Consider the following 17,911-nt stretch of genomic DNA (forward strand, 5'->3'; position numbering starts at 1 on the left):
GGCCCGCTGTGGCGGCACGACTCCCGACGACCCCGCACGCCGACGGCGTGCTCCGACTGGTCGGCGCGACCCTGGTCGACGGCACGGGTGCTCCGCCCCGCGCCGACGCCGAGGTCGAGCTGCGTGACGGCGACGTCACCTACGTCGGTCCACGGCGCGCCCCGGCTGCGGACGTGCCGACGGTCGACCTGTCCGGCCGGTGGCTGCTGCCCGGCTTCGTCGACGCGCACGTGCACCTCAGCATGGTGCCGACGACGCCCGAGGAACAGCGGGCACGGTTCCCGGAGGAGCACGTGCTCGAGGTCGCCGAGGTGCTCCGGAGCACCCTGCACGCCGGCGTCACGACCGCGCGGGACCTGGACGGGCTGACCCCCGGCTACCGCGACGCCGTCGCCCGGGGCACCGTCGTCGGTCCGCGCCTGCACCTCGCGATCGCCATGCTCTCGCCGACCGGTGGCCACGCCGACCCGGTCCGGCCGAACGGGTCGCTGCCGGCCTGGGCCGTCCGGCCGGGCATGCCCGCGCCGGGCGTCGTCGACACCGACGAGGACGTCGTCCGGACGGTCCGCTCGCTGCTCCGCACCGGCGCCGACGCGATCAAGGTCTCCACGTCCGGTGGGGTCGGTTCGCCGACCGACGACCCGGACGACGTCGGCATCACCGAGGACCAGGTGCGGCTCGTCGTCCACCTGGTCGGCGAACGCGGCGGCCGCCCGGTCACCGCCCACGCGCTCACCGACGCCGCGGCCCGCGCCGCCGTGCTCGGCGGAGCCGCCAGCATCGAACACGGCTACGACCTGCACGACGACACCATCGCGCTCATGGTCGAACGCGGCACGGTGCTCGTCCCCACCCTCAGCACGCTCCTGCGCGAACTCGACCCGTCCACCGCCTCTGCGGAACGCCTCGCACAGCGCGCGGCACTGCACGCTCGCGGCCTCGACAGCGTGCGACGTGCCGTCGCCGCCGGCGTGCCCGTCGCGCTCGGCACCGACGCGGGTGTGCACCCGCACGGTCGGAACCTCGCCGAACTCGCCCGCCTCGTGCAGGTCGGGCTCTCGCCGCTCGCCGCGATCACGGCCGGCACGCTGCAGGGTGCCCGGCTGCTCGGTCTGGAGGCCCGGCTCGGCTCCGTCGAGCCCGGCAAGGCCGGTGACCTGGTCGTCTCGGGCGTCGACCCGCTCGCCGACGTCGGCGCGCTGGCCGACGCTGCCAGCGTGCGCGCGGTCATGCAGGCGGGTCGTGTGGTCAAGGACCTGGACGGACTGGTGACCACGGCCTCCTGACCGTGGCGCCACCCGCGCAGCCGGCGGTGGTCAGCGCAGCGCGGCCACCGCGCGCTCGATGACGGCGACGACCCGGTCCGGAGCGGCGTGCGCGACGGCGTGACTCGTGTCGACCTCGTCGACCACTGCTCCCATCCGGGCGACGAAGTCGCGCTGGATCGCGGGCAGCAGGTGCCGGTCGCTCGTGGCGACCAGGTACCAGCTCGGGCGGGTCCGCCAGGCGGGCTCTGCCGTGGGTTGCTGGAAGGCAGCGTCGGCGGTGACACGACCCTCCGCACGTGCGGCCCGGAGCACGTCCTCGGGCACGTCCCAAGCGAGCGCCAGCCGCGACTCCTCGTCGTCCTGTGCGATCCACTCGCCGGCCGGGCCGCGGTGCATGTACTGCGAGACGAGAGCGGGTTCCCGGGTCTCGACGATCCCGGAGACCGACTCGCCCGCGTCCGGAGCGAAGGCCGCGACGTAGACCAGTCCGACGACGCGGTCGTGCGTGCCCGCGTTCGTGATGACGGCGCCGCCGTAGGAGTGGCCGACGAGCAGGACCGGGCCGTCGATGCCGTCGACCAGGGCGCGGACCGAGGCCTCGTCGTCGCGGAGCGAGGTCATCGCGTTGTCGGCGAGCGTGTACGGGATGCGGCGGTCGCGCAGGAGCGGGGCGACGGACGACCAGGTGGACGGCGAACCGCCGGAGCCGTGGACCAGGACCACGTGGACGCTCATGCGTGGGTCGCCACGGCGAGGGGGAGCAGGACGGTCGGAGCGGGAGCGGCCTCGCGCCCCGCGAACGGCACCGGCTGGCAGACCATCAGGTAGTCGCCGGGCTCGACCTCGGACAGGTCCGCGTTCTCGAGGATCACGACGCCGGCGCCGCACAGGGCGACGTGTGTCGGCCACGCCTCGGTGTGCGCCGGGGCCTCCATCGTCATGTAGTCGATGCCGGCGAACCGGACCCCGCGGTCGACCAGCCACTGCGCGCCGCTCGGGCCGAGGCCGACCCACGTCTCCGACCGCTCGTTCCGGGTCAGCGCGTCGGTCGAGTTGCGCGTGCGGAACAGCACGCGCTCGGCGCCGGCCGCACCCGCCTCCTCGAGGTCGTCGGCGGTGATCTCCTCGACGACGTGTCGCAGGTCGAGGACGCGGACCGGGCCGACCACGCTCTCGAGCGCGATCTCGTCGACGGTCGTCGCGCCGGGCACGAAGTGCGACGGCGCGTCGACGTGCGTGCCCGTGTGCGCACCGATCAGCCAGCGGGAGACGTCCGACGGGTACCCGTTCGCGATCTCCTCGACCATCTCGAAGGTGGGGCGCCGGCCCCAGTGCAGCATCTCGGGGGAGATGGGGATGTTGATGTCGATCGCGTCGGTCATGGCTTCCTCCCGGAACTCCGGCACAATGGATTCGGATTGCTGCAAATTGTATCCAATTATCACGGAGGTGCAAGGCATGGCGAACGCGTTCGACGACACGACGCGCGCTGGACTCGTGGTCGGCGGTCGGCCAGAGCGGGTCGCGCCGCTCGTGCTCGGGTGGGAACCGATCCCCGAGTCGATCTCCCTGCAGGGCGGCGATCCCGCACGCTTCCTGCTCGAACCCGTCACCGCCGCGGCCGTCGTCTTCGACCACGGCTGGGTGCTCCTCGACGGCGGGTTCAACGTCGACCGCGTGCGCGACCCCGAGGAGCGGGCCGCGCACTACGAGTACGAGAGCTACACGGCGGTCGTACCGCCCGGCGACGCGCTCGCCGAGGGGTCGCGGCTGCGGGACTGGCGTGGGACGACCTGGCGCTCTGCGCGATCTCGCACGTGCACCTCGACCACACGGGCGGCCTGCGGCTCGTCCCACCGGGTACCCCGGTCGCGCTGCAGCGACGGGAGTGGGACTGGTTGCAGAGCGGCATCGGTCGGCGGGAGACGGTCGTCGTCGACGACGTGCTCGACGCCGACGTCCGGGTGTTCCTGCTCGACGGGGACACGGAACTGGCACCCGGCCTGACCGCACTCGACACCCGCGGACACACGCCGGGGCACCAGTCGTTCCGCGTCGACCTGCCGGATCGGACCGTGGTGCTCGCGTGCGACGCCGCCGACCTCGAGCGGAACCTCACCGAGCGGACTCCGTGTGGGTGGGTGGGGAGGGCCGGGGACGAGCTCGAGGCGCAGCGTTCGATCGACCGGCTGGCGGACCTGGCCGCCGAGCCCGGCGTCGAGGTCTGGCCCGGGCACGACCCCGAGTGGGCGGCCTGGCGGCGCTGAGCCGGCGGGTCCGGCCAGCGGGGCACCGCGCTCGGGATGGGTCACCCTGCCCGCAGTGGTTGCTCCGGCAGTGCGGCCCACACATCCGCCCAGATGAGCTCGAAGTCGACGGGCGCGAGCCGGTGCGCCCGCACCGCCCGCTCCAGGATCGAGAGCGCGTCGAGCGACCCAGCGAGGAGCCGCTCGTCGCCGTGCACCTCCGGCCGACCGTTGCCCAGGAACGTGGTCACGGTGACCGATCGCACCCGCGGACGGAGCCGCCGAGTGGCCCGGCCGAGGACGACGAACCCCGCGGCGTACAGCGCGAGTCCGACGGGCATGCCCGCCGCCGGCACCGAGACCGCCAGGACCACGACCACGAGCGCGGTGAACGCCCCGACCGCGGGCCAGACGTGCCATGCCCGGAGCAGCAGGCGTTCGCTCGTGTTCGTCCCGGGTGGGAACACGACGAGTGTCCGCGAGGTCCACATCGTGCGTCCCACCGGCCGGATCGTGTACCGGCCCCACAGGTGCGGCCCGTCGATCAGGCGGTCGCGGACCGACGTCGCCGTGGTCACCGCTCCGCCGGCAGGAGCTCGGCGCGGACGGGCACGGCCGTGCTGACGACGTCCCGGTGCCGGACGGTCGTGAGGCAGGGGAAGCAGACCAGGTCACCATCGCGGACGTCGGCCGGCAGCGGAGCCGGGAGGCGGTGGAACGGACCGTCGGCCTGACCGTCACATCGGGTGACGACGTACATCGTGGCGAGGGAGCGGTGCTCCGGCGTCCGATCAGACGCACCTGGTCGAGCACGGCGCAGGTCGGCAGGACCGCGTCCAGTTCCAGGAGCACCACCCCGGTGCGCGGCCGTCGGACCCGGGTGACCGACGCGACCGCGACGCTGACGTCTCGAGGGGTCCAGCCGCGTGGGCGGTAGCGCGGCGGCGCCTGCTCCGCGGTGTGCACGCTCGGGGTGCCGGTCAGGTCGGCGAGCCGGACCATCGAGATCGCGGCGACCACCAGGTCGTCGGTGGTCGCCACGGTGTGGGCCGGCCACAGGACCGGGTCCATCGGATCCGGCAGGGATGCGCGGAGCGTCGGCATGATCGCTGTCAGTGTCACACCGGACACGTTCCCGCGCGGACAGGCAAGGGGGAAGGTGCCCTGACGGAACCCCTACGCCCGAGTGCCGACTCCTGACGGTCCGCTCACTCGATGTCGACGTCCCGCTTGCCGCGCCGCACGATCAGCGGGTCCGGCTTGCCGATCACGTCGACCGCCTTGTCCGGGTAGTCGAACTGCGTCAGGAAGTACCGCATCGCGTTGAGTCGGGCGCGCTTCTTGTCGTTCGACCGCACGATGGTCCACGGCGCGTACCGCTTGTCGGTGCGCGTGAACATCGCCATCTTCGCCTCGGTGTAGTCCTCCCAGCGGTCGAGGGACAGCAGGTCGATGTCGGACAACTTCCACCGGCGCACCGGGTCGAGCTGCCGCATCGCGAACCGGGTGCGCTGCTCGCGGCGAGTGACCGAGAACCAGAACTTCGTCAGGTGGATGCCGGAGTCGACGAGCATCCGCTCGAACTGCGGCACCTGGGTCATGAAGGACTCGTACTGGTCGTCGTCACAGAACCCCATCACCCGTTCGACGCCGGCCCGGTTGTACCAGGAGCGGTCGAACAGGACCATTTCGCCAGCCGACGGCAGGTGCTGCACGTAGCGCTGGAAGTACCACTCACCGCGCTCCCGCTCGCTCGGCTTGCTGAGCGCCACCACGCGCGAGGTGCGGGGGTTGAGGTGCTCCGTGAACCGCTTGATGGTGCCGCCCTTGCCCGCGGCGTCACGCCCCTCGAACAGCACGACGACCTTCTGGCCGGTGTCCTCGAGCCAGTACTGGCACTTCAGGAGCTCGATCTGCAGCTGGTACTTCGCGTACTCGTACTCCTCGCGCGGCAGCCGCTCGTCGTACGGGTAGTCGTCGCGCCACGTCAGGACGGGGTTGCCGTGCGGGTCGATGAGGTCCGGGTCAGCAGTGTGCCCGTCGGCGACGCTGTAGCCCTCGGTCCGGAGCTGCTCGATGTACTCCCGGAGTGGTTGCGAGTACGGCGCTGTGTCCACGGTGTCTCCTCTGCCCGCCGATCGGTCGGCTGGTCCCATCCTGTCCTGTGCGACCCGACAACTGCCCAACCGGACGTGTCCCACAGGTGGCCAGGCGGCTGCGTCACCGGACGCGGTAGCGTTCTCGATGGCCTGTCCCCGACCCCGGATCGAGCAACGATGCCTGACGTCCACCTGCCTGCCGCCGACCGCTACGAGCAGCTCCCGTACCAGCGTGTGGGGAGGAGCGGCCTGCTGCTGCCGCGTATCTCCCTCGGCCTGTGGAACAACTTCGGCGCCGACCGCGCACTCGCCACGCAGCGCGACATCGTGCTGCACGCCTTCGACCGCGGGATCACCCACTTCGACCTGGCGAACAACTACGGTCCGCCTGCCGGGTCGGCCGAGGAGCAGTTCGGCCGCATCCTCGAGTCGGACCTGCGTCCGTACCGTGATGAGATCGTGGTGTCGACGAAGGCCGGCTACGACATGTGGCCGGGCCCGTACGGCGACCGGGGTTCGCGCAAGTACATGCTCGCGTCGCTCGACCAGTCGCTCGGGCGCCTCGGGCTGGACTACGTCGACGTGTTCTACTCGCACCGTCCCGACCCCGAGACACCCATCGAGGAGACGGTCAGCGCGCTCGTGACCGCGGTCCGTTCGGGCAAGGCGCTCTACGCGGGCATCTCGAACTACGACCCGGCGCAGACCGCCGCGGCAGCCGAGGCGCTCGCCGCCGAGAACATGCACCTGCTCATCCACCAGCCGCGCTACAACATGTTCGACCGGGTCCCCGAGGACGGGCTCTTCGACGAGCTCACGCGACTCGGCACCGGTGCGATCGTGTTCTCGCCGTTGGCCGGTGGGCTGCTGACGGACCGCTACCTGGACGGTTCGGTGCCGGTCGGCTCGCGTGCCGCCGAGGGCCGTTGGTTCGGTGCGGACCGCATCGACGACGAGTACCTGACCACGGCGCGCGCACTCAACGACATCGCGGCTGCCCGCGGGCAGACGCTCGCGCAGCTCGCGATCACGTGGGTGCTCCGGCAGCCCGCCGTCACGTCGGCGCTGGTCGGGGCATCGAGCGTCCGTCAGCTGGACGGCACGCTCGACTCGCTCGCGGGTGCCCCGCTCACCGACGAGGAGCTCGCGGCGATCGACGCACTGGTACCGCGCGGCTGACGCGCGCCGGAGGCAGTGGGCGTGACCCTTGGACGGACGGGAGGTGGGCCCCACCCGCCGGTACCGGCGCACCGCGCCAGCGGGGCGACGGCCGTGACGGGAGGGACGGTGCCAGCTGGCACCGTGCCTCCCGTCTCTTGCTGGGTTGCCCTAGACCGCCGCGGTCGCCTCGTCGCGGTGCGGGAGCTTCCAACCCGGGCGCACGAAGTGGCAGGTGTACCCGGCGGGGTACTTCTCCAGGTAGTCCTGGTGCTCCTCTTCGGCCTGCCAGAAGTCGCCCGCGGGCTCGACCTCGGTGACGACCTTGCCGGGCCAGATGCCGGAGGCGTCCACGTCGGCGATGGTGTCGCGCGCGACTTGCTCCTGCTCCGGCGAGGTGAAGAAGATCGCCGAACGGTACGCACGGCCGACGTCGTTGCCCTGGCGGTCCTTCGTCGACGGGTCGTGGATCTGGAAGAAGAACTCGAGCAGGTCGCGGTACGAGATCTCCGACGGGTCGAAGACGATCTCGACCGCCTCGGCGTGGTCACCGTGGTTGCGGTACGTCGCGTTCGGGGTGTCGCCACCCGAGTAGCCGACGCGGGTGCTGATGATGCCGGGTCGGCGGCGGAGGAGCTGCTGCGCTCCCCAGAAGCAGCCGCCGGCGAGGATGGCGGTTTCGGTGGTGGTCATGGTGGCCTCCTGAGGTCGTCGTGCCGCTGGCTGCGGCACCGTGTGGTGCAACCGGCGACGGGGCTGCGGTGTTCCCGTCGCCGGGCGGATGTCGGGCCGCGTCAGTTCGTGGTGTCCTCGAGCGCGTCGAGCGCGGCCATGTCGTCGGCCGACAGCACGAAATCGACGTCGGCGTTCGCGGCGATGCGCGACGGGGTCGTGGACTTCGGCAGCGGCAGGACGTCCTTCTCGAGCAGGTAACGGATCGCGACCTGGGCGACGGACTTGTCGTACTTCGCCGCGATCTCGGCGATCTGCTCGTTCTCGAGCAGGCCACCGGTGGCGAGCGGCGAGTAGCCCTCGGTGAGGATGTCGTGCTCGCGGTCGAACGCGGTCGTCTCGTCCTGGGTGTTGCCGATGAACCAGCGGATCTGGTTCGCGTGCGAGACGACGTCGGTGCGGCCGAGCAGGTCCTCGAGGTCGGCGACGGCGAAGTTCGAGACACCGATCGAGCGGGTCCGGCCGGCGTCGTAGACCTCTTCCAGCACCTTCCACACCTCGACGTTGCCGTCGCGGTGGTCGGAGCCGATGGCGTCCCAAGGCCACGGCGCGTGCACGAGGTACAGGTCGATGACGCCGACGTCGAGGTTGCGGCTCGAGGTCTCGAAGGCCTCACGGGCGCCGTCGGCGGTCTTGATCTCGGCGGGCAGCTTCGTCGTGACGAAGACCTCGTCGCGGGGGACGGCGCTGTCACGGATGGCCTGGCCGACGCTGGCCTCGTTGCCGTAGGCCAGAGCGGTGTCGATGTGGCGGTAGCCGGCGTCCAGGGCGGTCTTCGTGGCGTCGTAGGCGTCGGAACCGGACGGGATCTGCCAGGTGCCGAAGCCGATCTTCGGGATGTGCAGGCCGTTGGACAGGGTGAACGTGTCGGTGAGAGCGGGCATGCGACGGACAGTACGCCGCGGGTTGGTGGACGTGTGGAGCGCCGCCGCCGCGCACCGCACCCCGGAACGGGCATCGCGCCCAGACTCACATGGGCGCGATGCCCGCCTGAGGGCGCGAACGCGTCAGGCGACGGACGACTGTCAGCGCGTGCGCGCGCCGATGCGCGGCAGCACGAAGCCGAGGACGATCATCGCGACGGCGAGGAACGCGTGCAGGACGTTGTCCGCGCTGTTCAGGGGGACGAAGTTCGCGGGGTCCGCCATGCCGGCCGTGAACAGACCGTAGACGAACAGGACCGCGTAGACGATGCCGCCGACGACCAGGTAGAGGCGAGCGCCCGACGCCGAACGGGCTGCGACGAGTCCGACGATGCCGAAGAGCAGGTGCACGATGTTGTGCAGGACCGATACCTGGAACAGCCCTAGGAGCAGGGCCATGGAACCGTGGCCGGCCATCGACATCGAGCCCATGTCCATCGTGAGTCCGGGGATGAAGCCGGCGATGCCGACGATCAGGAAGACGACACCGAAGAGGAGTGCACCCTTCTGGGTCCACGTCGAGCCGGTGCGGTTGCGAGCGGTTGCTGCGTTGCTGGTCATGGTGGGACCTCTCATCTCGTACGCGTCGCGGATGTGACGCACAGGGCATTCGTAGTCGATGCGCAGTCGGATTGCAGGGACGATCCGATTTCCGAACGTCGGCGCACCTGCTGAGTCGGCCCGCATGCCCCGCTGCCTACGCTCCGCCGTACGGCAACACCGACGGAAGGCAGCACCATGGCAAGCGGAGTCGCAGCGGTATGGGTCCCGGTCACCGACATGCAGCGGGCGGTCGCGTTCTACCGCGACACCCTCGGACTGACGGTCACGGACGAGTCCGACGACTGGAGCGAGATCGACGCGAACGGCTTGATGATCGGGCTGAACGGCCGTGAATCGGCGAGTCCGTCGAGCGGCGGGGGAGCGGTCATCACGTTCCAGCCGGACGGGTCGATCGAGGACGAGCTGGCGAGCATCCGTGAGCGTGGTGCGGATGTGCAGGGCGAGATCAGCGAGCACCCGTGGGGCAAGATCGTCCCGTTCAAGGACAGCGAGGGCAACGACCTGCAGTTCTACGCGCCGCCGCAGGGCTGACGTGACCCCAGCACAGACGGGAGGCCCGGTGCCAGCTGGCACCGGGCCTCCCGTCTGCGCGCGGTCGCCTGCAGAGCGCTACGCGACAGCGATCTCGTTGGGCACGCCCGGCAGTGCATCGCTCGAGGCGACGACCTTCCCGGTGGTGAGGTCGACGGCGTGGACCTTCCGCTCGGCGGGGTCGGTGACGTAGGCGATGTCGCCAGCGACCTTCACGGCGGGGTGGGCGTCCTGCCACTCGGCCGGGCCCTCCCACGCGTCGATCACGGGGAACGAGTCGAGTTGCTCACCGGTGGTCTCGTCGAAGGTGTGCAGGGCGCCGTCGTCGCCGAGGACCACCGCTTCGTCGCCGGGGCCGCGTGCGAGGTCGCGGAACGTGAAGCCGACGCCGTCGGGCATGTCCGCGATGGTGTACTTCCCCGAAGCCGCGTCGATCAGGGCGATCTGGTCGAGCAGGTAGCCCTCGCTGTCCGGGTCGTCGTTGTAGTCGCCGACCGCAACCGACGAGTGTGGCGTGGTGAACAGGTTGCCGGTGCGGCCGTACTCGGTCGGGGCGTCGAGCTTCTCGAACGCGCCGTCGGCGTAGACGAGGGCGCCGTCGGTGCAGCCGAACACCGCGACCTCACCCGTGACGGCACCTTCGCCGTGCACGTCCGGGCACTGCTCGGACCGGGTGATCTCCTCGCCGTCGGCGTCCAGGGCGCGCACGCCCGAGCGGCTCTCCTCGGTCCCGATGGTGGTCAGGAGCGTGCCGTCCTCGAGCTCGATCGCGACGCCGTGGTGCGCCGCCTCGGACTCGGTGGTCCGGGCGTCGGGCAGGGCGTCGCCGTCGAGCTCGGTGTTGTCGAAGGTCGTCACGTCGCCGGTGCCGTCGGCGAACAGGGCGGTGCGGTCACCGTGCACGACGGCGTGCCCACCGGTGTCGGCCGGGAAGACCGCGTCGGTGAGGGCCGGGTCCGCCGCGGTGTCGAGTAGCCGGAAGCCCTCGGGCACCGTGACGAGCACGTGGCGGCCGTCGCCGGCGGGGTTCACCCGGGTGAAGCCGTCGATGGCGTCGTCGGCCACGACCCGCAGGTCCTGGTCGAGCACGAGCAGGCCGCCGTCGTAGGTGAGTGTGATGCGGGTGCCGTCGGCCTTCGGGGTCGAGGTCCGCTCGGCGTCGGCGGCGGTGGTGGCGCACCCGGTCAGGGCCAGGGCTGCGGCACCGAGCAGCGCGGCCGGCAGTGCCGCGGCGCGGAGGGTCTGGGTTCTGGTCATGAACAATACTGTACTGATTCTCATTCTCATCAAGAAATCGGAGCCGTCAGGCCGTCGACGATCGACTCGGTGTTCGAGCGCATCATCCCGAGGTAGGTCGACGCGGCGCCGTCCTCGGTCAGGGACTCGGTCGCCAGCGAGCGGATCGACACGTGCACGTCGACCTCGTCCGCCAGGACCTCGGCCAGGCGTGCGGGTTGCGAGGCGTCGGCGAAGATCGTCGAGACGCCCGCCTGCTCGATCGCGTCCGCCAGGTCACGCAGGTCGGCGGCACTCGGGGACGCCAGGGTCGTGCCGCTCGGGATCACGGCACCCACCACCCGGAAGCCGTAGCGGTCGGCGAGGTAGCCGAACACGTGGTGGTTCGTCACCAGGGCCTTGCGATCGGCGGGGACGGTGTCGAACGCGGCGGTCATGTCGTCGTCGAGGGCATCGAGCCGGTCGGTGTAGGCCTCGGCGCCGGGTGCGTCGATGCCGGCGGCGTCCAGTTCGTCGTCGAGGGCCGCGACCACGTCGACCATGCGCGCGGGGTCCGTCCAGAAGTGCGGGTCCGGGCCGCTGTCGTCGTCGGTGGTCCACTCCAGGGCGTCGATCGCGTCTCCGGCGGTGAAGACGGGCACGCCGTCGTCGGCCGCGGCGCGGACGTGGTGGGCTATCCCTTCCTCGAGCCCGAGGCCGTTCTCGACCACGAGGTCGGCGCTCCGGAGTCGCGCCGCCTGCTGCGCGGAGACCTCGAACGAGTGCGGATCGCCGCCAGGGGGCATGAGCACCATGACGTCGACGTCGTCGCCGACGACCTCGGCCACGACGTCGCCCAGGATGTTCGTCGTCACGGCGACGAGTGGGCGGTCCGAGCCGGTCGTGGTGCAGCCGGCCGTCGTGACGGCGACGGCTGCGACGACGAGTGCTGCGGTCAGTGCGCGCCCGTGCACCCTCACAGTCCCACCTCGGCGAAGGCGACGGGCGCGAAGGGGAGCTCGACGGTCCGGGCCACGCGGGCGCCGTCCGCGAAGTCGACCTCGTGGACGACGGGGGTCGTGGGGTCGGCCACGTACGCACGCTGCGCGTCGAGCTGCAGCAGCGGTGCTCGGTCGCCGTCGACCAGGGGATCAGTCGTCGCGACCTTCCCGGTCGAGGCGGTCACCACGACCACCCGACCGGCGTCGTCGACCCCGACCACGTGCTCGTCCTGGTCGTCGACGGCGACCACCACACGCAGGGGCCGTTCGGTCGGCACGTGCTGCCAGGAGCCCTGTCGGACGTCGAGCAACCAGAAACCGGTGTCGCCCGCGAGTCCGGCGACCGTGGGGCGGCCGGACCGCGCGGCGAACGCGGTCGGTCGTTCGGCGTCGTCCGGCAGCGCGACGAACGAGGCGTCGCCGGCATCGTCGACGACGACCGCTCCGTCGGCGCAGCCCACCACGGCGCCGGCGCGGGTGACGATCCCACCAGCGGGGTCGGTGCAGGCGTGTCCGGCGCTGGCCGTCCCGGTCGACCCGGTCTGCGCTCCGTCGCCATCGAGGACGCGGACGGTGTCGCCCTCGGCGGCCACCAGGTGCTCGCCGAGCGGCAGCAGCACGGTCGCGTCGAGTCGGGCGGTCTCGTCGAGCTCGCCCTGCCCGAGTGCCGCGCGGTCGAGCACCACTGCCTCGCCGCGCTCCGGCCAGGCGATCGTGGTCATCGTCTCCGACGAGTGCACCTGGACCGGACCGCCGCCCTCGAGCGTCCCGACGACGCGCGGCTCGGCGGCGTAGTAGTGCGTGTGGTCGCCGTGGTCGACGGTCCAGGAGCCGCCGTCGACGATCGTCGTGCGGTCGCCGTCGCCGTCGCTCGTCACCAGGAACCGGCCGTCGGTCGCGGAGTGCTCGGCTGCGCCGACGCGGTCCAGGTCGGTCGTCTCGCCGGTGAGCAGGTCGTGCCGGGCCGTCTCGCCGGTCGCGGAGACGGCCAGGAGGCCCAGCTGCGGTTCCTGGGACTCGGTCGCGCCCGCCACGTAGCCGTGCGGGGCCGTGGTCGCGCTGGCGTCGTCGGCCGGCGGTGTCGACGCGGTGGAGCACGCCGTGACGGTGAGCGCGAGGCCGGTCGTCAGGCCCAGGGCGCCCAGGAATCGAGTGCGTCGTGCGCGTGTGCGGTCGGTGGTCGGGTCGTGGTTCATGGTGCCTCTCGTGCTGTGGCTCGGACGGGGTGTTCGACGGGCCTGGTGGTCGCGCGCGCGGTGCTGCGGACGACGGCGGCGGTGACACGGGACAGGGCGACCCCGGCGACGGCGACGGCCGCGATGCTGGCGCCGGCGGCGGTTCCGACGTGCCACGAGACGAGCAGGCCGACCAGGACGGCGACGACACCGAGCACCGCGCCGAGGAGCATCGTCGAGGCCACGTGCTTCGTCCAGGCGCGGGCTGCGGCGGCGGGCGCGAGCAGCAACCCCACGACCAGCAGGGTGCCGACGGCCCGGTACGAGGCGACGACGGCGAGTGTGACCAGGCCGATGAGGACCACCTCGGCGAGGCGGGGGTGCAGGCCGAGCGTCGCGGCCTTGCGGACGTCGAAGGCCAGTGCCGTGAACGGTCGGTGGAACACGGCGGCGACGAGCAGGGCGACGGCGACGGCGATCGCCAGGCCGACGAGGTCGGCGCGGGTGACGGCCAGCACGTCGCCGAACAGGATCGCGGTGACGTCGGTGGCGAAGGACCGCGATGCCGACACGATGATGACCCCGAGGGCGAGCATCCCGACGAAGAGCAGCCCGATCGAGGTGTCGTACGACAAGCCACCGCGTCGTCGCAGCGCCCCGACGCCGAACACCATCACGCCGGCGCTCACAGCGGCGCCGAGCACTGCGGGCACGCCGGTGAGCGCTGCGATCGCGACGCCGGGCAGCATGCCGTGCGACAGTGCCTCGCCCAGGAACGCCATCCCACGCACGAGCACCCACGTCCCGACGACGGCGCACAGCACTGCGGCCAGGGAGCCGCCGGTCAGGGCGCGCACCATGAAGTCGACGGTGAAGGGGTCGGTCAGCCAGGTCACGATCCGAGACGCTACATGAAAACGACTATCGATACTGATAGCGTGCTCAGGTGTTCGCGACCGATCCGATGCCCGCCGTCCGCCTCGAGCAGGTGACCGCCCTCCGCGGAGAGCGGACCGTCCTCGACGGCCTCGACGCGACCTTCCCTGCCGGCCGGGTCACCGCGCTGACCGGACCCAACGGATCCGGCAAGTCGACGTTGCTCGACGTGGTGGCGGGCGTGCTGCGGCCGACCGCCGGGCGCGTCACGGGCCTCCCGTCAGACGGCGTCGCCCACGTGAGCCAGTCCGTCCCACCGACCACGCTCCCGCTCACCGTCCGCGCGGCCGTCGCGATGGGCCGGTGGCGTGACCGGGCCTGGTGGCGTCCGCTCGGACGTGACGACCGAGCCGTCGTCGACGCGCAGCTCGCGCGGATGGCGATCGCTGACCTGGCGGACCGGCCCCTCGACGCGTTGTCCGGCGGGCAGCGGCAGCGCACGCTCGTGGCACTCGGGCTGGCGCAGCGGGCCGGGGTGCTGCTCGTCGACGAACCGACGGCCGGGGTCGACGCGGCGTCCGCGGCGCTCGTGGTGTCGGCGCTCGCCGCCGAGGCTGCCGACGGCGTCGTCGTCGTGCACGCTGCACACGACCCTGCAGCGATCGCCGCAGCCGACGCCGTGGTCACCCTCTCCGCGCCCTGACGGCGCGGGCGGCAGTCAGGGGCAGGCGACGGCGACGGAACCCGTCGAGGTCGTCACCGGCGCCGGTGCCGGAGCCTCGTCGGCGACCGGCGCTGCGCTCGAGCGGCGCAGTCCGAGGGAGACGAGCACGATCGCGCCCACGACGGCGACCCCTCCGGACAACCAGAAGTCCGCGGCGAGCCCGAACGACGACACCGCCGCGCCGCCGAGCACCGACCCCGCGGCGATCGCGAGCTGGATGGTCGTGACGAACAGCGCGAGCCCGGTCTCGGACCCGGCGGGTGACGCCGTGGACATCCACGTCTGCATGCCGAGCGGCAACGCGCCCCAGACCAGCCCCCACACCACGAGCAGCACGAACACCCCGACGACCGAGTGCGCGAGCAGGGGAAGCAGGACCACGGCGGCCGCGAGGGCGACCTTCGACACGCTGATCGTCCCGAGAACGCTCCGCCCGAGGGTGAAGCCGGCGGCGAAGTTCCCCACGATTCCCGCGACGCCGAACACCAGCAGCGCGAGCGTGACGGTGTCCGGGCCGACCCCGACCAGGTCCTGCAGGTACGGCGCGATGTACGTGTACGCGGCGAACTGTGCGGCGAACAGGAACGCGGCGGCGATCAGACCGACACGGGCGCGGGGGACGCGGAGCAGCGAGCCGAGCGTCGCGAACCGGACCTGCTGCTGCGCGGGGATGCGCGGCAGCATCGCGAGCTGCAGGACGAGTGCGACCAGACCGAGCACGCCGCCGATGACGAACGCGAGCCGCCAGGTGGCGAGCGACGAGACGAGGGCGCCGAGCGGCAGGCTCACGACCGTCGCGACCGAGACGCCGGCGGTGATGAGCGAGGTCGCCCGGATCGTGGCTGCCGGCCGGACCAGTCGACCGGCGATGCCGGCGCCGATCGCCCAGAACCCGCCGATGCCGACGCCCAGGAGCATGCGCGCCACGAGCAGCACACCGAACGACGGGGCGATCGCTGCGAGGCCGTCCGCCACCACGAGCAGCACGGTCAGCGAGACGAGCACGACACGGCGGTCCACCCGCGAGGTCAGGACCGTGACGACCGGTGCCGCGACGGCACCGACGAGCCCCGTGGCGACGACCATGAGCCCGGCCGTGCCGATCCCGACGTCGAGGTCGGCGGCGATGGCGGGCAGGAGTCCGATCGGCAGGAACTCGGAGAGCACGAGGACGAAGGACCCGAGTGCGACGGACGTGACACCGAGCCACCCGCGGCGCTCTGCTGACGAGGTCATGGGTTCGTCAAGCAGCGCCGGTCGCGGGCCATTCCCGCGTGTCGTGTCGCTACTCGCTGGCTACCGGCACGGTGCGGCCCGACGCCACCGACTCCTGCGCGGCGAGCACGATCGACAGGGTCCGCAGCCCGACGTGCACGTCCGGCTGCGGCTGCACGCCCGACCGGACGGCGTCGACGAACGTCCGGAGCATCACGGCGTCGGGGTCGGCACCGTAGCGGGACTCGATCGGCAGCCCCGTCTCCGCGACGATCCCGCGCGCAGCCGCCCCGAAGAAGTCGAGCGACACCGTGCCGCCCGTCCCGGCGACGTCGAGCGTCAGTCCACCCCACACCGCCGAGGTGTCCGGCTTGCTCCACGAGCAGTCGATCGCCGCGACGACGCCGTTCGCGTACGTGATCGTGACGAGTCCGGCGGTCTCCGCCCGTGCCCGGGCCGCGTGCAGCGTGCGGTTCGCCACGGCCGTGACGGTGACGGGCGCCGACCCCATCAGGCCCTCGAGCAGGTCCGCGATGTGCACGACGTGGTCGACGATCGCGCCACCGCCGGACAGCTCCGGCTCGGTGAACCACGACCGGGTCAGGGGGAGCATGCCGTTGTTCGCGCCGCGGACCGAGAACAGCTGTCCGAGCGCACCGGAGTCGTGCGCCGCTCGGAGCTTGTCGAACGCCGAGCTGAACCGCACCGGGAACGCCACCATGAGCATGACGCCCGCGGCCTCGACGGCGTCGCGGATCGCGAGGCCGTCCTCCCACGTGGTCGCGAGCGGCTTCTCGCACAGGACGTGCGCACCTGCGGCCGCCGCGGCCTCGACGAGTTCGCGGTGCCGGGCGTTCTCGCTCGTGACGACGACGGCGTCCGGGGCCCAGGCGAGCAGCTCGTCGTACGTCTCCGCGTAGGCGACCCCGAGCTCGTCGGCCAGCTCGCGGCCGCGCAGCTCGATGACCGTCTCGCCCGTGCTGACGCCGTCCGGGTCGGCACCCCGGACCTCGACCCCGGGCATCGCGGCGAGGGCGCTGAGGTAGCCGATCGCATGGGTGTGGGCGAACGACATCACGGCGATCTTCAGGGCGCTCATGCGCGAGCCCCCGTCGTCAGGGACACCGGCTGCCCCGTGTCCATCGACTCGAGTGCCGCGTTCGCGATCCGGACCGCCTCGGCGCCGTCCGCCGCCGACACCCGTGGAGCGGCACCGCCGGCGAACGCTCCGAGGAACTCGGCCAGTTCGAGTCCGTACGGGTCGTCGGCGGGGTCGACCTCGGGCAGGAAGCCGTCCGCGGCGTCGGGCACCGCGAGGTCGGCGACGTAGTCCTGTTCGTCGAGCGACCGGTGCGCCAGGCTGCCGCGCGTACCCGTCACCGAGTACTCGGTCGAGAACGCGAGGTGCTGCGGTCCCCAGATCCCGGCGACGTGACTGATCGCACCGGACTCGTGCGTGAGCAAGACGTGCGCCGCCTCCACCGGCTCGGCCTCGGTGCCGGCACGGACGCCGACCGCCGACACCGTGGTGACGGGTCCGGCGACCCACCGCGCGATGTCGAGGTCGTGGATCATCTGGTCCATCACGATGCCGCCGGACAGTGCCCGGTCGGCGAACCACGCGGTGCGGATCGGGAAGGCCCCGGAGCGCACGAACCGCAGGACCGCCAGGTCGCCCAGGAGGCCCGTGGTGACGGCGTCGTGCAGGCGCACGTACGCGGGGAAGAAGCGCACCACGTGGGCCGGGAAGAGCTGTTGGCCAGCGTCCTGCGCACGGGCCACCAGGTCGGCAGCGTCGGCGTCGGTCCGGGCGAGCGGTTTCTCCGACACGACGTCCTTGCCGGCGGCGAGTGCGGCGCGCACGACCTCGGCGTGGGCGAAGGTCGGCGTCACCACGTCCACGACGTCGACGGTGGCGAACAGGTCGTCGAGCGAGTCGACGACGGTGATCGACGACCCCGCGGCGGCTGCCGCCGAGGCGAACGCCGCCGCGAGCTCCGGTGCGCCGTCCTGCGCGTACACGACGACCGGGCCGAGGCGGAGCAGGCCGGGCATGTGCGCGTGGGCGATGCCGCCGGCGCCGACGAGGCCGATCCGGGGAGGGGTCGGGGGCATCGGGGCTCCTTCGCGGGGTGGGCCGGTCGACGGTGACGGGGACGACGCCATGCTACCGAGCGGGGCGTC

General features: G+C 72.1%; 20 protein-coding genes. 5 read left to right on the top strand and 15 right to left on the bottom strand.

Translation table 11 applies throughout. From position 1 onward, the window contains the following. Nucleotides 1–8 precede the first annotated feature (8 nt). On the top strand, nt 9–1,286 hold the full coding sequence (locus JN350_RS03845) for a metal-dependent hydrolase family protein (protein WP_205463603.1): 1,278 nt from the start codon (nt 9–11) through the stop codon (nt 1,284–1,286). Nucleotides 1,287–1,316: 30 nt separating this feature from the next. On the opposite strand, the gene JN350_RS03850 is transcribed toward JN350_RS03845, so the two are convergent. Beyond that, on the bottom strand, nt 1,317–2,003 hold the full coding sequence (locus JN350_RS03850; RefSeq protein WP_205463604.1) for an alpha/beta fold hydrolase: 687 nt from the start codon (nt 2,001–2,003) through the stop codon (nt 1,317–1,319). Next, nucleotides 2,000–2,650: a cyclase family protein gene (locus JN350_RS03855; protein WP_205463605.1), complete on the bottom strand. Its 651-nt coding sequence runs from the start codon at nt 2,648–2,650 to the stop codon at nt 2,000–2,002. Before JN350_RS03855 ends, JN350_RS03850 begins: the two co-directional genes overlap by 4 nt. A gap of 159 nt (nt 2,651–2,809) precedes the next feature. On the opposite strand from JN350_RS03855, the gene JN350_RS03860 reads away from it, so the two are divergent. Next, on the top strand, nt 2,810–3,535 hold the full coding sequence (locus JN350_RS03860; protein ID WP_205463606.1) for an MBL fold metallo-hydrolase: 726 nt from the start codon (nt 2,810–2,812) through the stop codon (nt 3,533–3,535). Between the two features lie 41 nt (nt 3,536–3,576). Here JN350_RS03860 and JN350_RS03865 read toward each other — a convergent pair whose 3' ends face one another. From JN350_RS03865 to ppk2, 3 genes are all read right to left on the bottom strand, one after another. Continuing rightward, the gene (locus tag JN350_RS03865; RefSeq protein WP_205463607.1) at nt 3,577–4,092 is read right to left on the bottom strand and encodes a DUF6611 family protein; all 516 of its coding nucleotides are present in this window, start codon (nt 4,090–4,092) and stop codon (nt 3,577–3,579) included. Continuing rightward, a complete protein-coding gene (locus JN350_RS03870; protein ID WP_205463608.1) occupies nt 4,089–4,274 on the bottom strand; it encodes a hypothetical protein in 186 nt (61 codons plus the stop codon). Before JN350_RS03870 ends, JN350_RS03865 begins: the two co-directional genes overlap by 4 nt. A gap of 448 nt (nt 4,275–4,722) precedes the next feature. Next, nucleotides 4,723–5,670 (bottom strand): polyphosphate kinase 2, encoded by a 948-nt coding sequence (gene ppk2 / locus JN350_RS03875; protein WP_111086461.1) that lies wholly within the window; start codon nt 5,668–5,670, stop codon nt 4,723–4,725. Between the two features lie 120 nt (nt 5,671–5,790). Here ppk2 and JN350_RS03880 point away from each other — a divergent pair, with 120 nt between their 5' ends. Further along, a complete protein-coding gene (locus tag JN350_RS03880; RefSeq protein WP_205463609.1) occupies nt 5,791–6,792 on the top strand; it encodes an aldo/keto reductase in 1,002 nt (333 codons plus the stop codon). Between the two features lie 150 nt (nt 6,793–6,942). On the opposite strand, the gene msrA is transcribed toward JN350_RS03880, so the two are convergent. The 3 genes from msrA to JN350_RS03895 all read right to left on the bottom strand — a co-directional run bounded on the left by msrA (nt 6,943) and on the right by JN350_RS03895 (nt 8,987). Then, the gene (gene msrA, locus JN350_RS03885; RefSeq protein WP_205463610.1) at nt 6,943–7,464 is read right to left on the bottom strand and encodes a peptide-methionine (S)-S-oxide reductase MsrA; all 522 of its coding nucleotides are present in this window, start codon (nt 7,462–7,464) and stop codon (nt 6,943–6,945) included. A gap of 101 nt (nt 7,465–7,565) precedes the next feature. Beyond that, complete coding sequence (locus tag JN350_RS03890; protein WP_205463611.1) at nt 7,566–8,387, bottom strand: aldo/keto reductase; 822 nt, start codon at nt 8,385–8,387, stop codon at nt 7,566–7,568. Nucleotides 8,388–8,528: 141 nt separating this feature from the next. Beyond that, nucleotides 8,529–8,987, bottom strand: a complete 459-nt coding sequence (locus JN350_RS03895; RefSeq protein WP_205463612.1) for a DUF4383 domain-containing protein — start codon at nt 8,985–8,987, stop codon at nt 8,529–8,531. A 177-nt stretch (nt 8,988–9,164) separates the two neighbouring features. Here JN350_RS03895 and JN350_RS03900 point away from each other — a divergent pair, with 177 nt between their 5' ends. Next, nucleotides 9,165–9,521 carry a VOC family protein gene (locus tag JN350_RS03900; protein WP_123294566.1) on the top strand — a complete coding sequence of 119 codons (357 nt, stop codon included), beginning with the start codon at nt 9,165–9,167 and terminating at the stop codon, nt 9,519–9,521. Nucleotides 9,522–9,599: 78 nt separating this feature from the next. Here the strand turns inward: JN350_RS03900 and JN350_RS03905 are convergent, their stop codons facing one another. Genes JN350_RS03905 through aztB form a run of 4 tightly spaced genes read right to left on the bottom strand, consistent with a single transcriptional unit; the run spans nt 9,600 to nt 13,808 of the window. Continuing rightward, nucleotides 9,600–10,778 carry a hypothetical protein gene (locus JN350_RS03905; RefSeq protein ID WP_205463613.1) on the bottom strand — a complete coding sequence of 393 codons (1,179 nt, stop codon included), beginning with the start codon at nt 10,776–10,778 and terminating at the stop codon, nt 9,600–9,602. Between the two features lie 29 nt (nt 10,779–10,807). Further along, nucleotides 10,808–11,716, bottom strand: coding sequence for a metal ABC transporter solute-binding protein, Zn/Mn family (locus JN350_RS03910; RefSeq protein ID WP_461963709.1), 909 nt, complete (start codon nt 11,714–11,716; stop codon nt 10,808–10,810). Next, complete coding sequence (locus tag JN350_RS03915; protein ID WP_205463614.1) at nt 11,713–12,933, bottom strand: YncE family protein; 1,221 nt, start codon at nt 12,931–12,933, stop codon at nt 11,713–11,715. Before JN350_RS03915 ends, JN350_RS03910 begins: the two co-directional genes overlap by 4 nt. Next, entirely contained in the window at nt 12,930–13,808 is an 879-nt protein-coding gene (aztB, locus tag JN350_RS03920; RefSeq protein ID WP_205463615.1) for a zinc ABC transporter permease AztB, read from the bottom strand. Before aztB ends, JN350_RS03915 begins: the two co-directional genes overlap by 4 nt. A 50-nt stretch (nt 13,809–13,858) precedes the next feature. Between aztB and aztA the strand changes: the two genes are divergently transcribed. After that, nucleotides 13,859–14,491, top strand: coding sequence for a zinc ABC transporter ATP-binding protein AztA (gene aztA / locus JN350_RS03925; RefSeq protein ID WP_240347529.1), 633 nt, complete (start codon nt 13,859–13,861; stop codon nt 14,489–14,491). A gap of 15 nt (nt 14,492–14,506) precedes the next feature. Here the strand turns inward: aztA and JN350_RS03930 are convergent, their stop codons facing one another. From JN350_RS03930 to JN350_RS03940, 3 genes are read right to left on the bottom strand one after another with little or no spacing between them, the layout of a single operon-like run. Then, the gene (locus JN350_RS03930) at nt 14,507–15,748 is read right to left on the bottom strand and encodes an MFS transporter (RefSeq protein ID WP_205463616.1); all 1,242 of its coding nucleotides are present in this window, start codon (nt 15,746–15,748) and stop codon (nt 14,507–14,509) included. 49 nt (nt 15,749–15,797) lie between these two features. Then, nucleotides 15,798–16,826 (bottom strand): Gfo/Idh/MocA family protein, encoded by a 1,029-nt coding sequence (locus tag JN350_RS03935; RefSeq protein WP_205463617.1) that lies wholly within the window; start codon nt 16,824–16,826, stop codon nt 15,798–15,800. Then, a complete protein-coding gene (locus tag JN350_RS03940; RefSeq protein ID WP_205463618.1) occupies nt 16,823–17,842 on the bottom strand; it encodes a Gfo/Idh/MocA family protein in 1,020 nt (339 codons plus the stop codon). Before JN350_RS03940 ends, JN350_RS03935 begins: the two co-directional genes overlap by 4 nt. Between the last annotated feature and the right edge of the window lie 69 nt (nt 17,843–17,911).

This window comes from Curtobacterium sp. 24E2 (assembly GCF_016925595.1).
In the GTDB taxonomy this organism is placed as follows: Bacteria; Actinomycetota; Actinomycetes; order Actinomycetales; family Microbacteriaceae; genus Curtobacterium.